Here is a 15,850-nt window from a genome sequence, read left to right on the forward strand (position 1 = left end):
AGCCCGCGCGATGCGGGGGCCGGCCATAACGCAGATTTTGGAACCACCGTGTCCTCCTTTCCCGCAACCGAGGTTCTCGTCACAGCCGAATGCTGGCGGACCGAACCCAACGCCGAAGCGGTGATCCATCGTGCGATCGAGGCGGCCGCGGAAGTAGCCGACGCCGATGTCGGGGACGCCGAGCTTGCGATCATGCTGACCGACGATGCCGGCATCCGCACCCTGAACAACAATTGGCGCAGCATCGACAAGCCGACCAACGTGCTGTCGTTTCCGGCGCTGCAGCCCACCGGTGGTGGTGCTCCCGATGATGCTCCGCGCATGCTGGGCGACATCGCCATCGCCTACGAGACGACGCGGCGGGAAGCCGACGAGGAACAGAAGCCGTTCGACCACCATTTGAGCCATCTTGCGGTGCACGGCTTCCTGCACCTGATCGGCTACGACCACGAGAACGACGAAGATGCCGAGGACATGGAAAGTCTCGAGCGCGAGATTCTCGGCTCCCTCGGCATTCCCGACCCCTATGCGGATCGGATGGACTGACATGGCGGATTCCGAACCGACCCATGACAATCCGCGCAACGTGAGCAACCTGCCGGTCGTGGTGCACGCCGGCGAGGCGCACCGCCCCGCCGCCGAAGGCTGGCTGGTGCGTGCGATCCGCACGCTGTTCGGCTGGAGGGCCGGCTCGGTGCGCGACGACCTGCAGGTGGTGCTCGACGCCTCGACGCCCGACGATGTCGGCTTCTCGGCGATCGAGCGCACCATGCTGCGCAATATCCTGTCGCTCAACGAGCGGCGGATCGCCGACGTCATGGTGCACCGCGCCGACATCGTCGCGGTCAAGCGCGACATTCCGCTCGGCGAGTTGATGAGCCTGTTCGAAAGCGCGGCGCATTCGCGGCTCGTGGTCTACAACGAAACCCTCGACGACCCCGAAGGCATGGTGCATATCCGCGACCTCTTGGCCTTCATGACCGCGAGGGCGCGCGTCACCGACGCGACCAAGACGCGGCGCAAGAAGCCGTTCCCGGCGGGGCTCGACCTGCGCGCGGTCGATCTCGCGATGCCGCTGTCGGAAGCCCACATCATCCGCAAGCTGCTCTACATCCCGCCGTCGATGCGGGCGATCGACCTGCTGGCGCAGATGCAGGCCTCGCGGATCCACCTGGCGCTTGTCGTGGACGAATATGGCGGCACCGACGGGCTGGTGTCGATCGAAGACATCGTCGAGGAGATCGTTGGCGAGATCGACGACGAGCACGATTCCGACGAGCCGCCCTCGATCGTCCGCCAGGCCGACAATTCCTTCATCGCCGACGCGCGCGCCAGCCTCGACGACGTGCGCTCGGTGATCGGCGAGGATTTCGTCACCGGCGAGGCCGGCGAGGAGGTCGAGACGCTGGGCGGATATCTGGTCTCCTTCGTCGGCCGCCTGCCGGTGCGCGGCGAGGTGATCTCCGGACCGGGCAATTTCGAGGTCGAGGTGCTCGACGCCGATCCGCGGCGGGTGAAACGCCTGCGGATCAGCACGCGCAAGGAGCGGCCGACGCCGCGCAAGGAGCGCGAGCGGCGCCGCGAGCCATCCCCGGAAGCCGGAACGCCGCAGGCCAATGACAACACCCCGCCGTCCGGCGATGGAGCCGGTCAGCAGTGAGGCTGTCAGACAAACTCCGCGCCACCGGGCTTGCGATCATCCTGACCTGGGGATGGAAGCGTGCGGTCATCGCGCTTGCCGCCGGCGCCTTGTCGGCGCTGGCAATGGCGCCGTTCAACGCCTGGCCGATTCTGTTCCTGACGTTTTCGATCGCGGTCTGGCTGATCGACGGCGCCGCGGCCGGGCGCTGGCACGGCGTGCCCGCGGCGGCGCTGTCCGGCTTCTGGTTCGGCCTCGGCTATTTCGTGCCGGGGCTGTACTGGATCGGTTACGCCTTCTTCGTCGATGCGCAGACTTTCGCCTGGCTGACGCCGTTCGCGGTGCTCGGCCTGCCGGCCTATCTCTCGCTGTTCACCGCCTTCGGCTTCGCCCTGGCACGGCTGATCTGGCCGCGCGACGCCTCGCGCGTGCTCGCGCTCGCGGCCAGTTTGACGATTTCGGAATGGCTCCGCGGCCACGTCCTGACCGGCTTTCCGTGGAACGCGTTCGGCTATGCGCTGAGCGAGCCGCTGGCGCTGGCACAAACTGCATCATTGATCGGGCTGTGGGGCATGACGTTCCTGGCGGTTGCGATCTTCGCAAGCCCGGCCGTGCTGATCGACGGTTCTTCGCGCAGCCGCAAGCCCTGGCGCACGCCGGTCGCGGCGGTGCTGGTGCTGGCGGCGATGCTGGCGTTCGGCGCAGTGCGGCTGTCGCAGCACCCGACTGCGATGGTCGCGGGCGTCAAGCTGCGCATCATGCAGCCCGACCTGCAGCAGGACGCCAAGTTCAACTACTCCGCCAAGGCTGCGGTGATGCAGAAATATCTCGCATTGTCGGATCGGGCGTCGGGGCCGCAATCCACCGGCGTGCGCGATGCCAGCATCCTGATCTGGCCGGAATCCGCGTTTCCCTTCTTCCTGACTCGGGAAGCCGACGCGATGGCGCAGATCGCCGATCTGCTGCAGAAGGGAACCGTGCTGATCACCGGCTCGGTGCGCGCGCCCGATCTGCCGCCCGGCGTCCGCATCACGCGCGCCTATAATTCCATCTACGTCATCGATCATGACGGCAGCGTGCTGTCGGTCTACGACAAGCTGCATCTGGTGCCGTTCGGCGAATATCTGCCGTTCCAGTCGTGGATGGAGAAGCTCGGCTTCCAGCAGCTCACCAAGGTCGTGGGCGGCTTCATCCCGGGCACGATCCGCCGGCCGCTCGACGTGCCGAACGCGCCGCCCGCGCTGCCCCTGATCTGCTATGAGGCGATCTTCCCCGGCAGCATCGTCAACCGCGACGAACGTCCGGGCTGGATCATCAACGTCACCAATGACGGCTGGTTCGGAATCTCGACCGGTCCCTACCAGCATCTGCAGCAGGCACGGCTCCGCTCGATCGAGGAAGGGCTGCCCCTGGTGCGCGCCGCAAATACGGGCATTTCCGCCGTGATCGATCCGTTGGGGCGGATTGTCGCACAACTCGGACTGGGTATCGAAGGCGTGCTCGATGCCGGCCTGCCGGCGGCGATCGCGCCGACGATCTATGCGCGGATCGGGAATATCCCGGCCGCCGCAATTGTGATCGTTGCGCTGGCAATCGTACTGCGGCGGCGTCTTCTCAGGCGAAAGGCCTGACGATTACATATCGCCGGTTGTCGCCGAACCCGAAAAAACGTCGAAATTCGCCTGAACGCGATTCCACCAGTTGACAGATTGACCGTACGCTTCGCATTGTACGGTCCGAGCGAAATCCTAAGTCCAGTCAGCCCCTTTGCGCAAATTGTCCGCATTTCGTCCCGATCCTCCTTGCAGGATTTGACGGCACCGGCGCCTGAGGCATATTCGCTTCCAACTTGCCTCATCCACGGGCGCGCAATTCCCTAGGAGAGTTGGAGATGTCTACCAAAGCGCCCAACCCTGTTGACAAATATGTCGGCAGCCGCGTCCGCATGCGACGCATCATGCTGGGCATGAGCCAGGAAAAGCTGGGCGAGGCGCTGGGCCTGACGTTCCAGCAGGTGCAGAAATACGAGAAGGGGACCAACCGCGTCGGCGCCAGCCGGCTGCAACAGATCTCCGAAATCCTGCAGGTCCCGGTCTCGTTCCTGTTCGATGGCGGCCCGAGCGGCGTCAGGACGGCCGACGGCTTCGGCGAGGGTGCCTCGCCTGCTTACGTGTCGGATTTCCTCGCGACCGCCGAAGGCCTGGCGCTGACCCGTGCCTTCACCCGAATCGCCGATGCCAAGCTCCGCCGCAGCATTGTCGAACTGGTCGAACAGATCGCTGCACGCGAGGCGTCCGACCAGGCCTGACCCAGCCGTATCCGTTTGAGGGATCGCCAAATCTGGAATATGTCATTCCGGCGCGCGGACCCGCGCGCCCCGACACGTGAATTCACAGGCGTCGACACCGTCCATGTCCAGCAATCCGTTTGAAGCAGGAGCGATCCTCGACGGCATCCGCCGCTGGGTCGAGATCGAGTCACCGACCGAACGGCCGGACCAGGTCAACAAGCTCGTCGACCTCGTCACATCGGGCTATCGTGATCTGCCGGCAACCGTGGAGCGTGTCGCGGGACGCGACGGCCGCGGCGATCACCTGATCGCGCGCTCGTCCTGGGGCCAGGAGGCGCCGGGCATTCTGGTGCTGAGCCATCTCGACACCGTGCACCCGATGGGATTCATCGAACGCCTGCCGTTCAGGATCGATGGCGACAGCGCGTTCGGTCCCGGCATCTACGACATGAAGGGCGGCGCCTATCTTGCCTATCACGCCTTCCGGCGGATCTGCACCGAGGACGCGCGCGCGCCGCTCGGCATCACCCAGCTCTACGTATCCGACGAGGAGGTCGGCAGCCCGACGTCACGGTCGCTGATCGAGGCCGAGGGCCGCAAGGCCAAATACGTGCTGGTCACCGAGCCGGCGCGCGACGGCGGCAAGATCGTCACCGGGCGCAAGGGCGTCGCGCGGTTCGACGTGGCCATCAAGGGCGTGCCCGCGCATGCCGGCACGCGTCCCGAGGACGGCCGCAGCGCGATCCGCGAACTGGGCAACGTGATCCAGACGCTGGAGGCGATGAACGACCTCGAGCGCGGCGTCACCGTCAATGTCGGCGTCGTCCGCGGCGGCACCAAGCCGAACGTGATCGCCGAAGAGGCCTATGCCGAAGTCGACCTGCGCGTGCCGACCATGGCCGATGCCGACGAGTTGGTGCCGAAGATCCTCGGGATCACATCGCGCACCGAGGGCGTTACCGTGACGGTAACAGGCGAGCTGAACCGTCCGCCCTATGAAAAGAGCAGTTCCGGCACCGCGCTCTACGAGCACGCCAGGATGCTTGCCGCCGAACTCGGCTTCGATCTGCTCGATGTCTTCACCGGTGGCGGCTCCGACGGCAATTTCACCGCGCCGCACACCGCGACCCTCGACGGCCTCGGCGTCGACGGCAAGGGCGCGCATACCCATTACGAGCAGCTCTATGTCTCCTCGCTCGAGCCGCGTGCGCGGCTCCTGCACCGGCTCTACCAGACGCTGCGATGATCGCTGCACCGCGCGACGCCGGCGACCATGACGTGCCCCCCGACGATGGCGCGGCTGCCCATTCGCGCGGATCGTTCTTCGGCCGGCGCAAGGGCCACAAGCTGCGGGCGCATCAGGCCGACCTGATCGACCATCTGCTGCCGCATCTGGCGCTCGACATCGGCGCTCCCCCGCCCGCAAGCCTGACCGAGCGGTTCGACGACGGCATCGAGAGCGTCAGGCTCGAAATCGGCTTCGGCGGCGGAGAGCATCTGGTCGCGGAAGCGCAGGCGTTTCCCAAGACGGGCTTCATCGGCTGCGAGCCCTACGTCAACGGGATGGCGAAGATCCTGACCCAGATCGAGGCGCACAATATCGGCAATATCCGGCTGTTCGCCGGCGACGCCGCCGAGCTGCTGGCCTGGGCGCCGGCGCGCTCGCTTGCGCGCATCGACCTGATCCATCCCGATCCGTGGCCGAAGCGGCGGCACTGGAAACGGCGCTTCGTGCAGGATGCGACGGTCGCCGCGATGGCGCGGATCCTGACGCCGGGCGGCGAATTCCGCTTCGTCAGTGACATCGACGACTACTGCGCCTGGACGCTGGCGCATCTGATGCGCTCGCCGGACTTCGCCTGGCTCGCCGAACGCGCAATCGACTGGCTGCAGCCGTGGCCCGACTACACGATGACGCGCTACGGCGCGAAAGCCGAGCGCGAGGGCCGCAAGGCCGCGTATCTGCGGTTTCGGCGGCTCTGACACCCGGCCATGACACGGGCTACTGGTTGGCCATCCGCGCCTTCTTGACGTCGGTCGCTTCCCACACCATGCGTTTTCCCCGCTCGCGGCCCAGCAGCTCGATGGGATCGCGATTGTCGATGTGGCCGAACTGTCCCTTGTAGACGCCATAGCCGCACAATTCCTGCAGCCGACGCGGAAAGCGCACGGCGATGTCACGGGGAATGCCAAGCTGCAGGTTTTCCTGCTGCCGCATCCAGCCCCAGCAATAGGCGCAGGAGAAGGCAAAGCGCCTGGCGTCGCTGGTGTTGGCGCCGCCGCCGTGCCACAGTGCGCTGTCGAACAGCATCACGCTGCCCGCCGGCATGATCGCGGTCACAGCGTCGTACTCCTTGCCGTATTCCGGTGACGAATCGTATTTGTGGCTGCCCGGGATGATCCGCGTCGCACCATTGTCCTCGCGGAAATCCGACAGCGCCCAGATTGCGTTGATCGTGATCGGAATGTGCGGCCGCGGCAACGGAATCAATTGCGTGTCCTCGTGGATCGGCTGCGCCTCCTGGCCGGGACCAAGCACCAGCGAGCAGAACGACGACAGCAGACATTCCTTGTCCAGCACGCGTTCGACAACCGGCAGCACGTTCTCATGCAACGGCACTTCCCAGAACAGGTCGTCATAGGTCAGGAGGTTGTTGATGCGCAGCGTCTTGAAGCCTTCGAACGAGGTCCTCGCCAGGCCGAGATCATGCTCGCGCTCGATCCGCAGCACCGCCGCCTTCAATCCCTCGACCAGCTCGGGCGAGGCGGCACGCGCGATCACGGTGTATCCGTCCTCGCGGATCCGTTCGGCGTGCGATTGAATGTCGGCGTCCGTCAGCATGGCATCTCCCTGTTGGCGCTGTGTCGCACCTTGCAGGAAGCATAGCGGGCAGACGACACCTTTGGGAGGTATTTTGACGCTGCTACCTTGCCTCGTCACAGCTGTGACGGGGAGAGAGTTTACCACCGACGATCGCGCCGCGCTCGGCTCCTACCGCGACTTCCAGAAATCGACGACGCGCTGCGCGGTGGACGGCATCAGGCGGACGAAATTCACCCGCGCGCCTTCGATATCGGCCGGTGACGGCACGCGGTTCCGCCCGAGCCGCATCATGATCAGCGCCCGCACCGTCGGCCATTCGAGGCCGATGGTCTTGCTGGCGATCAGGATCGGATCGTAACGATCGCCGGAGATCAGGCGGTCGAGCGTCACGATCTTCACGCCGGTCATCGCGGCCAGCGCCGCGACCGACTCTTCGTACTTGAAGGACTTTGCGAAATCGAGCAGCGCCGCCTCGTTCAGTTTGCCGGCGTGATGCAGCGCGAGGATCGCGCGCTGTGCCAGCGCGAAATCGCGACGGCCCTCGACAGGAACGATCACGCCTTCGATCTCGCTCATCGCGAGCTTGATCTCGGCCTGCCGCTCCGGCTTGACGACATCGAACAGGCGCCGGCGGATCACGTCGATCGACCCGGCGAGCAGGTTCTTCAGATGCTCGGGCGGAAGATCGTCGCGCCGGCCGATCTTCAGCGTCAGCACGCCGTCCTGTCCGGCACGGCGGATCATCGTGGCGAAGGCGTCGTCCGAAAATGCAGCACCGGCGTTGCCGGCCGCGCATCTGATCACGTCGCGATCGCCACGGCGGACGATGACGTCGGTCAGTTTGGTCGAAAGCTTCGGCCGCTCGGCTATCGCGAGCAGATGGCCTTGCCCCTTCGCGTTGGCGATTTCGACCAGCACATGCTCGTCGATCACAGGCGAGCGGCGCAGCAGCGGGCCTGCGATCGCGATATTGTCTTCATGGGCGAGTTGGCCGACGAGGCGCCGCGGTGCGTTGGCAAGCAGCGCGAGCCTCTCGGCCAGATCGATCCGCGCGTCCAGCTCGGCATGTGGAACCAGGCTGGTCAGCACGCCGTCAAAAAGATCGATATGGTCGGGGCGGAAGGTCGCAGCGCCCTGCAGGAACAGCTCGCTGACCCGCCGTGCGGCCTCAGCACGGCGCTTGGGGTCACCGCGGCGAACGATGTCATCGAGTTCCGGGATCAGCGCGGGGGCTGTCGTCATAAGCCTATCCAAACCAGCGGCTTCTGCCGGTTTAGGTCCCGTTTGTAAACGGAGGGTTAGATCGAGCCTCGCAGGGGGAGCCGCAAAATCACCCGCCCCCGGAAGCCGGAGGCCTTGCCGGGTCGGAGCAAAAGCGCTATATCGACAGCAACTTATGGTATCTCATACGATCGCGTAGGAGAGTGGGCCCCCGGGGACCCGCTCTTTTTTATTACCTGACGGGACCCAGCGAGCCCGGGTCCCGTTTGGGTAGCGTTACCGGCCCCTTAAGGCCGCGGAAAACAACACGACAGACCTCAGACCGCCTTTGACACTCGATATGACCGATCCGACCGTAACGTCCATCGACGCCGAACTGCTCAACGAGCCGCGGCTCGTCGTCGAGCCCGGCGTGGCCGCGCGGGTGGCCGCAGTCGCCGTGCCGGTCCTGCAGGGCATGGGCTATCGCCTGGTGCGCATCAAGGTCTCGGGCGAGGCCGGCTGCACCGTGCAGATCATGGCGGAACGGCCCGACGGCTCGATGCAGCTCGAGGACTGCGAGGCGATCTCGCGCGCGCTGTCGCCGGTGCTCGATGTCGCCGACCCGATCGATCGCGCCTACCGGCTCGAGATCTCGTCGCCGGGAATCGACCGTCCGCTGGTACGCCGCTCCGACTTCGAGCGCTATAATGGCCATCTCGTGAAGATCGAGATGGCGGTGGCGCATCAGGGCCGCAAGCGGTTCCGCGGCACGCTCGCGGGCGTCGAGGGCAATGCGGTGTGCGTCAAGCGCGACGATCCGCGCCCGGACGAGGATGCCGAGGTCCTCCTGGTGATGGAGGATATTGCGGATGCACGGCTGGTGCTGACCGACGAGCTGATCGCGGAATCGATGCGCCGCGGCAAGGCCGCCGAGCGCGAGCTGCGCCGCGAGCTCGGGCTGGCGCCGCCGCAACCGGAGCACGCAAAGAAGAGCGATCCGGCGAAAAGCCATAAACCGAAGCCGAAGCCCGGCAAGAAGCCGGCTCCGACCAACACCAAACAACACCGCCTGGCCGCCGAGCGTGCGCGCCGAAACGAGATCGATCCATCCGAAGGAGACTAAGCCATGGCAGTCAGCGCCAACAAACTCGAACTGCTGCAGATCGCAGACGCAGTTGCGCGCGAAAAGTCGATCGACCGCTCCATCGTGATCGCGGCGATGGAGGATGCCATCGCCAAGGCGGCGCGCGCCCGTTACGGCAGCGAGACCGACATCCATGCCGAAATCGACGCCAAGAAGGGCGAGCTGCGGCTGACGCGCCACATGCTCGTGGTCGACGTCGTCGAGAACGCCTCGAACCAGATCTCGCTGGCCGACGCGCAGCGCGCCAATCCGGGCGCCCAGGTCGGCGACACCATCGCGGACACCCTGCCGCCGCTGGAATATGGCCGCATCGCCGCGCAATCCGCCAAGCAGGTGATCGTGCAGAAGGTGCGCGAGGCCGAGCGCGACCGGCAGTACCAGGAGTTCAAGGACCGCATCGGCGATATCGTCAACGGCGTCGTCAAGCGCGTCGAATATGGCAGCGTGATCGTCGACCTCGGCCGCGGCGAAGCCATCGTGCGCCGCGACGAGATGCTGCCGCGCGAGGTGTTCCGCAACGGCGACCGCGTCCGCGCCTATATCTTCGACGTTCGCCGCGAGACTCGCGGCCCGCAGATCTTCCTGTCCCGCACCCATCCGCAATTCATGGCGAAGCTGTTCGCGCAGGAAGTGCCGGAGATCTACGACGGCATCGTCGAGATCAAGGCGGTCGCCCGCGATCCGGGCTCGCGCGCCAAGATCGGCGTGATCTCGCGCGACTCCTCGGTCGATCCGGTCGGCGCCTGCGTCGGTATGCGCGGCTCGCGCGTGCAGGCCGTGGTGAACGAATTGCAGGGCGAGAAGATCGACATCATTCCGTGGTCGCCCGACATCGCGACCTTCGTCGTCAACGCGCTGGCGCCGGCTGAAGTCGCCAAGGTCGTGATCGACGAGGACCGCGAGCGCATCGAGGTCGTGGTGCCCGACACCAACAACCAGCTCTCGCTGGCGATCGGCCGCCGCGGCCAGAACGTGCGTCTCGCCTCGCAGCTCACCGGCTGGGACATCGACATCCTGACCGAGCAGGAAGAGTCGGAGCGCCGTCAGGCCGACTTCGAGAATTCGACGCGCGTGTTCATGGAAGCGCTCAATGTCGACGAGGTGGTCGGCCAGCTGCTGGCCTCCGAAGGCTTCACCTCGGTCGAGGAACTCGCGCTGGTCGATGTCAAGGAACTCGCCGGCATCGAAGGTTTCGACGAGGAGACCGCCACCGAGCTGCAGACCCGCGCCCGCGAATATCTGGAACGGCTCGAGGCCGAGCTGGAAGCCAAGCGCAAGGAACTCGGCGTCGAGGACGCCATGAAAGATGTGCCCGGCATCACCTCGAAGATGCTGGTGAAGCTCGGCGAGAACGACGTGAAGACCGTCGAGGACCTCGCCGGCTGCGCCACCGACGACCTGGTCGGCTGGACCGAGCGCAAGGACGGTGGCGAGCCGACTAAGCACGCCGGGTTCCTCGACGGCATCGAGATTTCGCGCGACGACGCCGAGGCGCTGATCATGCAGGCCCGCCTCAAGGCCGGTTGGATCACCGAGGCCGACCTCGCCAAGCCGGCCGCGGAAGCCGAGGCCGCCGAAGAACCGGCGGCGTAAGGAGATGGCTTGCGGATGCTCGCTCAGGCTGACCTCGATCTCGACGATGGCCCGCGGACACCGAAGTCTGCGACCACGCGGATGTGCGCGGTCAGCCGCGAGGTGCGCCCGATCGACGAGCTGATCCGGTTCGTCGTCGCGCCCACGGGCGAGGTGATCCCGGATCTCAAGCGCAAGCTCCCGGGCCGGGGATTGTGGGTTTCCGCATCGCGGCGAAGCGTTGCAGAAGCCGTCCGCCGTCACCAATTTAACAGGGGATTCAAGCGCGATGTCCGTGTCGCGCCGACCCTTCCCGCCGACACCGAGGCACTTTTGGTGCGCAGCGCCATCGACGCCCTGGCGATGGCCGCCAAGGCCGGCGGGGTTGTGTCCGGCTTCGGCAAGGTCGAGGACGCGCTCAACCGGGGCGAAACCGCAGCCCTGATCCACGCTTCTGACGGCGCTGCCGACGGAATCCGGAAATTGGACGCGATCCTCCGGCAAAGGAGCGAAAAACGTGGTGAATCGCCGGTAATCGCCACCGTCAATGTTTTGACGTCGGCAGAATTGGATTTGGCACTTGGGCGCGCAAATGTGATACATGCTGCGCTGCTCGCGGGCCCGGCGAGCAAGACGTTCCTGTCGCGCTGCCAGATGCTGGTCCGATACCGGATGGCCGACGACGACAAGACCGCCGAAGCGGCCAGAAATTCCAGAGCATGATCCGGGAGGGTGGAGACCGCCTTTCCAACGGGATCATGCTCAACAATAGACGACGCGTTGAAGGACTTGTGCGGCAAACGCACAGAGAAACGAGATTAGGACTGCTGAATGGTTGATACCAAAACCCCTGGCGACAAGACTTTGAGTGTCCCGAGCAAGACCTTGACGCTGAAACCGCGCGTCGAGACGGGCACCGTGCGCCAGAGCTTCAGCCATGGCCGGACCAAGCAGGTCGTGGTCGAAAAGCGCGGCAAGCGCCGCATCGGTGGCGATGGCGCGGCCGAGACGCACGCGCCGGAACCGGTGGTCGCAAAGCCTGCGGCGCCAGCCGCCAAGCCGCCGCTCGACCGCCCGTCAGGCCCGCCTCCCGGCCAGGCGCAGCGCAACACCCGCTCGGGCGTCGTACTGCCGACCCTGACCGAGGACGAGCGCTCTGCGCGCGCCAACGCGCTCGCGGACGCCCGGCAGCGCGACATCGAGGAGCGTCGTCAGGCCGAAGAGGAGGCCAAGCGCCGCGCCGCCCGCGAGGCCATCGAGAAGGCCGAGCGCGAGGCCGCCGAAGCCCGCCGCAAGGCGGAAGAGGAGCGCCATCGCCAGGAAGAAGAGGCCAAGCGCAAGGCCGAAGTCGAGGCCAAGCGCCGCTTCGGCGAGGCCGAAGCCAAGCCCGCGGCGCCGGCCGCTCCGGCCACGGCCAAGCCGGCCGCACCCGCCTCGGCACCGGCAGCCCGCACGCCAGCTACACCCGCGCGCACCCCAGCCGCCGCGCCGAGGACCCCGGTCGCCGCCGAGGCCGACGATGACGAAGGTCCGCGCCTGGTGCGCCGCCCCGGCGGCGCCGTGCGCCCGGCGACAGCGCCGAAGACGACCCACAAGCCCGGTCCGCAGAAGCAGCGCGGACGCCTCACCGTGACCACGGCGCTCGACGTGGACGACGTGCGCGAGCGTTCGATCGCCTCGTTCCGTCGTCGCACCCAGCGCCTGAAGGGGCATTCGTCGAACGAGCCGAAGGAGAAGCTGGTCCGCGAGGTCACGATTCCTGAAGCGATCACGATCCAGGAACTCGCCAACCGCATGTCGGAGCGCGCGGTCGACGTCATCCGCCTGCTGATGAAGCAGGGCGCGATGCACAAGATCACCGACGTGATCGATGCCGACACCGCGCAACTGATCGCGGAAGAGCTCGGCCACACCGTCAAGCGCGTTGCCGCTTCCGACGTGGAAGAAGGCCTGTTCGACGTCGTTGACGACTCGACCGACACCGAGCCGCGCTCGCCCGTGGTCACGGTGATGGGTCACGTCGACCACGGCAAGACCTCGCTGCTCGACGCGCTGCGCCACGCCAACGTGGTGTCGGGCGAAGCCGGCGGCATTACCCAGCATATCGGCGCCTATCAGGTGCTCTCGCCCGAGAGCGGCACCAAGATCACCTTCATCGACACGCCCGGCCACGCCGCGTTCACCGCGATGCGCGCCCGCGGCGCCAAGGTCACCGACATCGTCGTGCTGGTGGTCGCGGCCGACGACGGCGTGATGCCGCAGACGGTGGAAGCGATCAATCACGCCAAGGCGGCGAAGGTGCCGATCATCGTGGCGATCAACAAGATCGACAAGCCCGATGCGAGGCCCGAGCGCGTGCGCACCGAACTGCTGCAGCACGAGGTGCAGGTCGAATCGCTCGGCGGCGACGTGGTCGACGTCGAGGTGTCGGCGAAAAACAAGACCAACCTCGACAAGCTGCTGGAAATGATCGCGCTGCAGGCCGAAATCCTCGACCTGAAGACCAATTCGCATCGCCCGGCGGAAGGCACCGTGATCGAAGCCAAGCTCGACCGCGGTCGCGGTCCGGTCGCGACCGTGCTGGTGCAACGCGGCACGCTGCACGTCGGCGACATCATCGTGGCCGGCGCCGAGATGGGCCGCGTCCGCGCGCTGATCTCCGATCAGGGCGAGAATCTCGACGAGGCCGGCCCGTCCGTGCCGGTCGAGGTGCTCGGCTTCAACGGTCCGCCGGAAGCCGGCGACCGCCTCGCCGTGGTCGAGAGCGAAGCCCGCGCCCGCCAGGTCACGAGCTACCGCGCGCACCAGAAGCGCGAGAACGCGGCGGCCTCGATCTCCGGCATGCGCGGCTCGCTCGAGCAGATGATGTCGCAGCTCAAGACCGCGGGCCGCAAGGAATTCCCGCTGATCGTCAAGGCCGACGTGCAGGGCTCGCTGGAAGCGATCCTTGGCTCGCTGGAGAAGCTCGGCACCGACGAGGTCGCAGCCCGCATCCTGCATGCAGGCGTCGGCGGCATCTCGGAGTCCGATGTCACGCTGGCGGAAGGCTTCAACGCCGCGATCATCGGCTTCTCCGTCCGCGCCAACAAGGAAGCGGCAGCCGCCGCCAAGCGCAACGGCATCGAGATCCGCTACTACAACATCATCTACGATCTCGTGGATGACATCAAAAAGGCGATGTCCGGCCTGCTCGCGCCCACGCTGCGCGAAACCATGCTGGGCAACGCGCAGATCCTGGAAGTGTTCAACATTTCCAAGGTCGGCAAGGTCGCGGGTTGCCGCGTCACCGACGGGACCGTGGAGCGCGGCGCCAATGTTCGCCTGATCCGCGACAACGTGGTGGTGCACGAGGGCAAGCTCTCGACGCTGAAGCGCTTCAAGGATGAAGTGAAGGAAGTGGTCGCCGGCCAGGAGTGTGGCATGGCGTTCGAGAACTACGGCGACATGCGTGTCGGCGACGTGATCGAGTGTTACCGCATCGAGACGATCCAGCGCTCTCTGTAAGTCCAAGTCTTACGAAGCGCCTGGGTCCATTTAACTGAAAATGCGTCGGCGTGGCCGGACCAAGTCCGGCCACCCCGCATTGCCTGAAATTGAAAAGCTAGGACATTGATGCCCGGGGCGAAGCCTGCGGGCGTGACGGTTTTGGAAGAAGGTCATGTCCCGTCAGAAGAAAAGCTCCACGCCCGGAGGATCACAACGTCAGCTACGCGTCGGCGAAACCGTTCGCCATGCGGTTGCCGAGATTCTGTCCCATGGTGACGTCCACGATCCGGATCTTGAAGGCCACATCATCACCGTTCCCGAGGTGCGTATGTCGCCGGACCTGAAGCTCGCAACGATCTACGTGATGCCGCTCGGCGGACGCGACACCGACGCCGTGATCGTAGCGCTCGAGCGCAACAAGAAATTCCTCCGCGGCGAGATCGCGCATCGCATTAACCTGAAATTTGCACCTGACATCCGCTTCCGCGTCGACGAGCGATTCGACGAAGCGGAACGTATCGAGAAATTACTGCGAACACCTGCGGTGCAACGAGATCTTGCACCCGATTCGGACGACGAGTGATGACTGTGACGACGACCAACAGCGCGATCGACGCGAAAGATGCCGACGCGCGCGACGCCGACAGAGATATTTTTTCCGAACAGCGCAGTGACGGTCCGCGTCGGGTGAACAACGATCCGCGCCAGAAGCAGGGCAAGCAGAACCACCAGCCGCGCCGCGACAAGCGTGACGTGCACGGCTGGGTCGTGCTCGACAAACCGATCGGCATGACCTCGACGCACGCGGTCGCGGTGCTCAAGCGTCTGTTCCAGGCGAAGCGCGCGGGCCATGCCGGCACGCTCGATCCGCTCGCCTCCGGAGGCTTGCCGATCGCGCTGGGCGAGGCCACCAAGACGGTGCCGTTCGTGATGGACGGCCGCAAGCGCTACCGCTTCACGGTGTGCTGGGGCGAGGAGCGCGACACCGATGACACCGAGGGACGCGTCGTCAGGACCAGCGACAACCGGCCGACGGCCGATTCAATCCGCGACCTGCTGCCCCGCTTCACCGGGACGATCGAGCAGATCCCGCCGCAATATTCGGCCATCAAGGTGCAGGGCGAGCGCGCCTATGACCTGGCGCGCGACGGCGAAACTGTGGAACTGAAGCCCCGTCCGGTCGAGATTCACGAATTAATCCTTGTAGAACATGGAGATAACGACCAGTCCGTGTTCGAGGCCGAGTGCGGCAAGGGAACCTATGTCCGGGCGCTGGCCCGCGATATGGGCCGGATTCTGGGCTGTTTCGGCCATATCTGCGCCCTGCGGCGGACCATTGTCGGTCCATTTACCGAGCAGGACATGATTCCGCTGGAACAGTTGGAGGCTTTATGCAATAGAGCCGCGTCTGGCGAGGGCAGCCTCGCCGACGCGCTTTTGCCCGTTGAGACCGCGCTGGACGACATCCCGGCACTGGCCGTCACACGGGCTGATGCGGCAAGGCTCCACAGGGGCCAGGCCGTTTTGTTGCGCGGACGGGATGCGCCCAATAGTAGCGGCACAGTCTATGTCACGGTGGCAGGCCGTCTTCTGGCGCTTGCCGAACTTGGCAATGGCGAACTCATCCCCAAGCGCGTGTTCAACCTGAGCGGACTGACTGCCAGTTCGGCTCGCAACCATGGAAGCAATTGA

Annotated in this window: 14 protein-coding genes; 12 read left to right on the forward strand and 2 right to left on the reverse strand. The window is 65.7% G+C overall.

Annotation, left to right across the window (positions count from 1 at the left end; translation table 11 throughout):
* The first annotated feature begins 48 nt into the window (after window positions 1-48).
* The 6 genes from ybeY to trmB all read left to right on the forward strand — a co-directional run bounded on the left by ybeY (window position 49) and on the right by trmB (window position 5,912).
* Window positions 49-546 (forward strand): rRNA maturation RNase YbeY, encoded by a 498-nt coding sequence (ybeY, locus tag MTX23_RS00175; RefSeq protein WP_280974642.1) that lies wholly within the window; start codon window positions 49-51, stop codon window positions 544-546.
* A 1-nt stretch (window position 547) separates the two neighbouring features.
* A complete protein-coding gene (locus MTX23_RS00180; protein ID WP_280974644.1) occupies window positions 548-1,660 on the forward strand; it encodes a hemolysin family protein in 1,113 nt (370 codons plus the stop codon).
* The gene (gene lnt, locus MTX23_RS00185) at window positions 1,657-3,270 is read left to right on the forward strand and encodes an apolipoprotein N-acyltransferase (RefSeq protein ID WP_280974645.1); all 1,614 of its coding nucleotides are present in this window, start codon (window positions 1,657-1,659) and stop codon (window positions 3,268-3,270) included. Before MTX23_RS00180 ends, lnt begins: the two co-directional genes overlap by 4 nt.
* Before the next feature lie 260 nt (window positions 3,271-3,530).
* Window positions 3,531-3,947, forward strand: a complete 417-nt coding sequence (locus MTX23_RS00190) for a helix-turn-helix transcriptional regulator (protein WP_280974646.1) — start codon at window positions 3,531-3,533, stop codon at window positions 3,945-3,947.
* Window positions 3,948-4,050: 103 nt separating this feature from the next.
* Window positions 4,051-5,175: a M20 family metallopeptidase gene (locus MTX23_RS00195; protein WP_280974647.1), complete on the forward strand. Its 1,125-nt coding sequence runs from the start codon at window positions 4,051-4,053 to the stop codon at window positions 5,173-5,175.
* Entirely contained in the window at window positions 5,172-5,912 is a 741-nt protein-coding gene (gene trmB, locus MTX23_RS00200) for a tRNA (guanosine(46)-N7)-methyltransferase TrmB (protein WP_280974648.1), read from the forward strand. The genes MTX23_RS00195 and trmB overlap by 4 nt, the downstream gene beginning before the upstream one ends.
* A 19-nt stretch (window positions 5,913-5,931) precedes the next feature.
* Here trmB and MTX23_RS00205 read toward each other — a convergent pair whose 3' ends face one another.
* Together MTX23_RS00205 and MTX23_RS00210 are read right to left on the reverse strand one after the other, a co-directional pair.
* Window positions 5,932-6,771 carry a phytanoyl-CoA dioxygenase family protein gene (locus tag MTX23_RS00205; protein ID WP_280974649.1) on the reverse strand — a complete coding sequence of 280 codons (840 nt, stop codon included), beginning with the start codon at window positions 6,769-6,771 and terminating at the stop codon, window positions 5,932-5,934.
* Window positions 6,772-6,921: 150 nt separating this feature from the next.
* A complete protein-coding gene (locus MTX23_RS00210) occupies window positions 6,922-7,995 on the reverse strand; it encodes a DUF2336 domain-containing protein (protein WP_280974650.1) in 1,074 nt (357 codons plus the stop codon).
* A 319-nt stretch (window positions 7,996-8,314) separates the two neighbouring features.
* On the opposite strand from MTX23_RS00210, the gene rimP reads away from it, so the two are divergent.
* The 6 genes from rimP to truB all read left to right on the forward strand — a co-directional run bounded on the left by rimP (window position 8,315) and on the right by truB (window position 15,850).
* Complete coding sequence (rimP, locus tag MTX23_RS00215) at window positions 8,315-9,079, forward strand: ribosome maturation factor RimP (protein ID WP_280974651.1); 765 nt, start codon at window positions 8,315-8,317, stop codon at window positions 9,077-9,079.
* Window positions 9,080-9,082: 3 nt separating this feature from the next.
* Window positions 9,083-10,693, forward strand: a complete 1,611-nt coding sequence (gene nusA, locus MTX23_RS00220) for a transcription termination factor NusA (RefSeq protein ID WP_280974652.1) — start codon at window positions 9,083-9,085, stop codon at window positions 10,691-10,693.
* Window positions 10,694-10,708: 15 nt separating this feature from the next.
* Window positions 10,709-11,395 (forward strand): RNA-binding protein, encoded by a 687-nt coding sequence (locus MTX23_RS00225; protein WP_280978322.1) that lies wholly within the window; start codon window positions 10,709-10,711, stop codon window positions 11,393-11,395.
* A gap of 108 nt (window positions 11,396-11,503) precedes the next feature.
* On the forward strand, window positions 11,504-14,176 hold the full coding sequence (gene infB, locus MTX23_RS00230; RefSeq protein ID WP_280974653.1) for a translation initiation factor IF-2: 2,673 nt from the start codon (window positions 11,504-11,506) through the stop codon (window positions 14,174-14,176).
* Window positions 14,177-14,330: 154 nt separating this feature from the next.
* Window positions 14,331-14,741, forward strand: coding sequence for a 30S ribosome-binding factor RbfA (gene rbfA, locus MTX23_RS00235; protein ID WP_280974655.1), 411 nt, complete (start codon window positions 14,331-14,333; stop codon window positions 14,739-14,741).
* Complete coding sequence (gene truB, locus MTX23_RS00240; RefSeq protein WP_280974657.1) at window positions 14,741-15,850, forward strand: tRNA pseudouridine(55) synthase TruB; 1,110 nt, start codon at window positions 14,741-14,743, stop codon at window positions 15,848-15,850. Before rbfA ends, truB begins: the two co-directional genes overlap by 1 nt.

This window comes from Bradyrhizobium sp. ISRA436 (assembly GCF_029910015.1).
Classification (GTDB): Bacteria; Pseudomonadota; Alphaproteobacteria; order Rhizobiales; family Xanthobacteraceae; genus Bradyrhizobium.

What these genes read in the sequence shown, in the direction of transcription:
- rimP (WP_280974651.1), top strand. Translation starts at nt 8,315, where the DNA reads ATGACCGATCCGACCGTAACGTCCATCGACGCCGAACTGCTCAACGAG.
- MTX23_RS00195 (WP_280974647.1), top strand. Translation starts at nt 4,051, where the DNA reads ATGTCCAGCAATCCGTTTGAAGCAGGAGCGATCCTCGACGGCATCCGC.
- MTX23_RS00205 (WP_280974649.1), bottom strand. Translation starts at nt 6,771, where the DNA reads ATGCTGACGGACGCCGACATTCAATCGCACGCCGAACGGATCCGCGAG.
- nusA (WP_280974652.1), top strand. Translation starts at nt 9,083, where the DNA reads ATGGCAGTCAGCGCCAACAAACTCGAACTGCTGCAGATCGCAGACGCA.
- MTX23_RS00180 (WP_280974644.1), top strand. Translation starts at nt 548, where the DNA reads ATGGCGGATTCCGAACCGACCCATGACAATCCGCGCAACGTGAGCAAC.
- trmB (WP_280974648.1), top strand. Translation starts at nt 5,172, where the DNA reads ATGATCGCTGCACCGCGCGACGCCGGCGACCATGACGTGCCCCCCGAC.
- MTX23_RS00210 (WP_280974650.1), bottom strand. Translation starts at nt 7,995, where the DNA reads ATGACGACAGCCCCCGCGCTGATCCCGGAACTCGATGACATCGTTCGC.
- rbfA (WP_280974655.1), top strand. Translation starts at nt 14,331, where the DNA reads ATGTCCCGTCAGAAGAAAAGCTCCACGCCCGGAGGATCACAACGTCAG.
- MTX23_RS00225 (WP_280978322.1), top strand. Translation starts at nt 10,709, where the DNA reads ATGCTCGCTCAGGCTGACCTCGATCTCGACGATGGCCCGCGGACACCG.
- truB (WP_280974657.1), top strand. Translation starts at nt 14,741, where the DNA reads ATGACTGTGACGACGACCAACAGCGCGATCGACGCGAAAGATGCCGAC.
- MTX23_RS00190 (WP_280974646.1), top strand. Translation starts at nt 3,531, where the DNA reads ATGTCTACCAAAGCGCCCAACCCTGTTGACAAATATGTCGGCAGCCGC.
- infB (WP_280974653.1), top strand. Translation starts at nt 11,504, where the DNA reads ATGGTTGATACCAAAACCCCTGGCGACAAGACTTTGAGTGTCCCGAGC.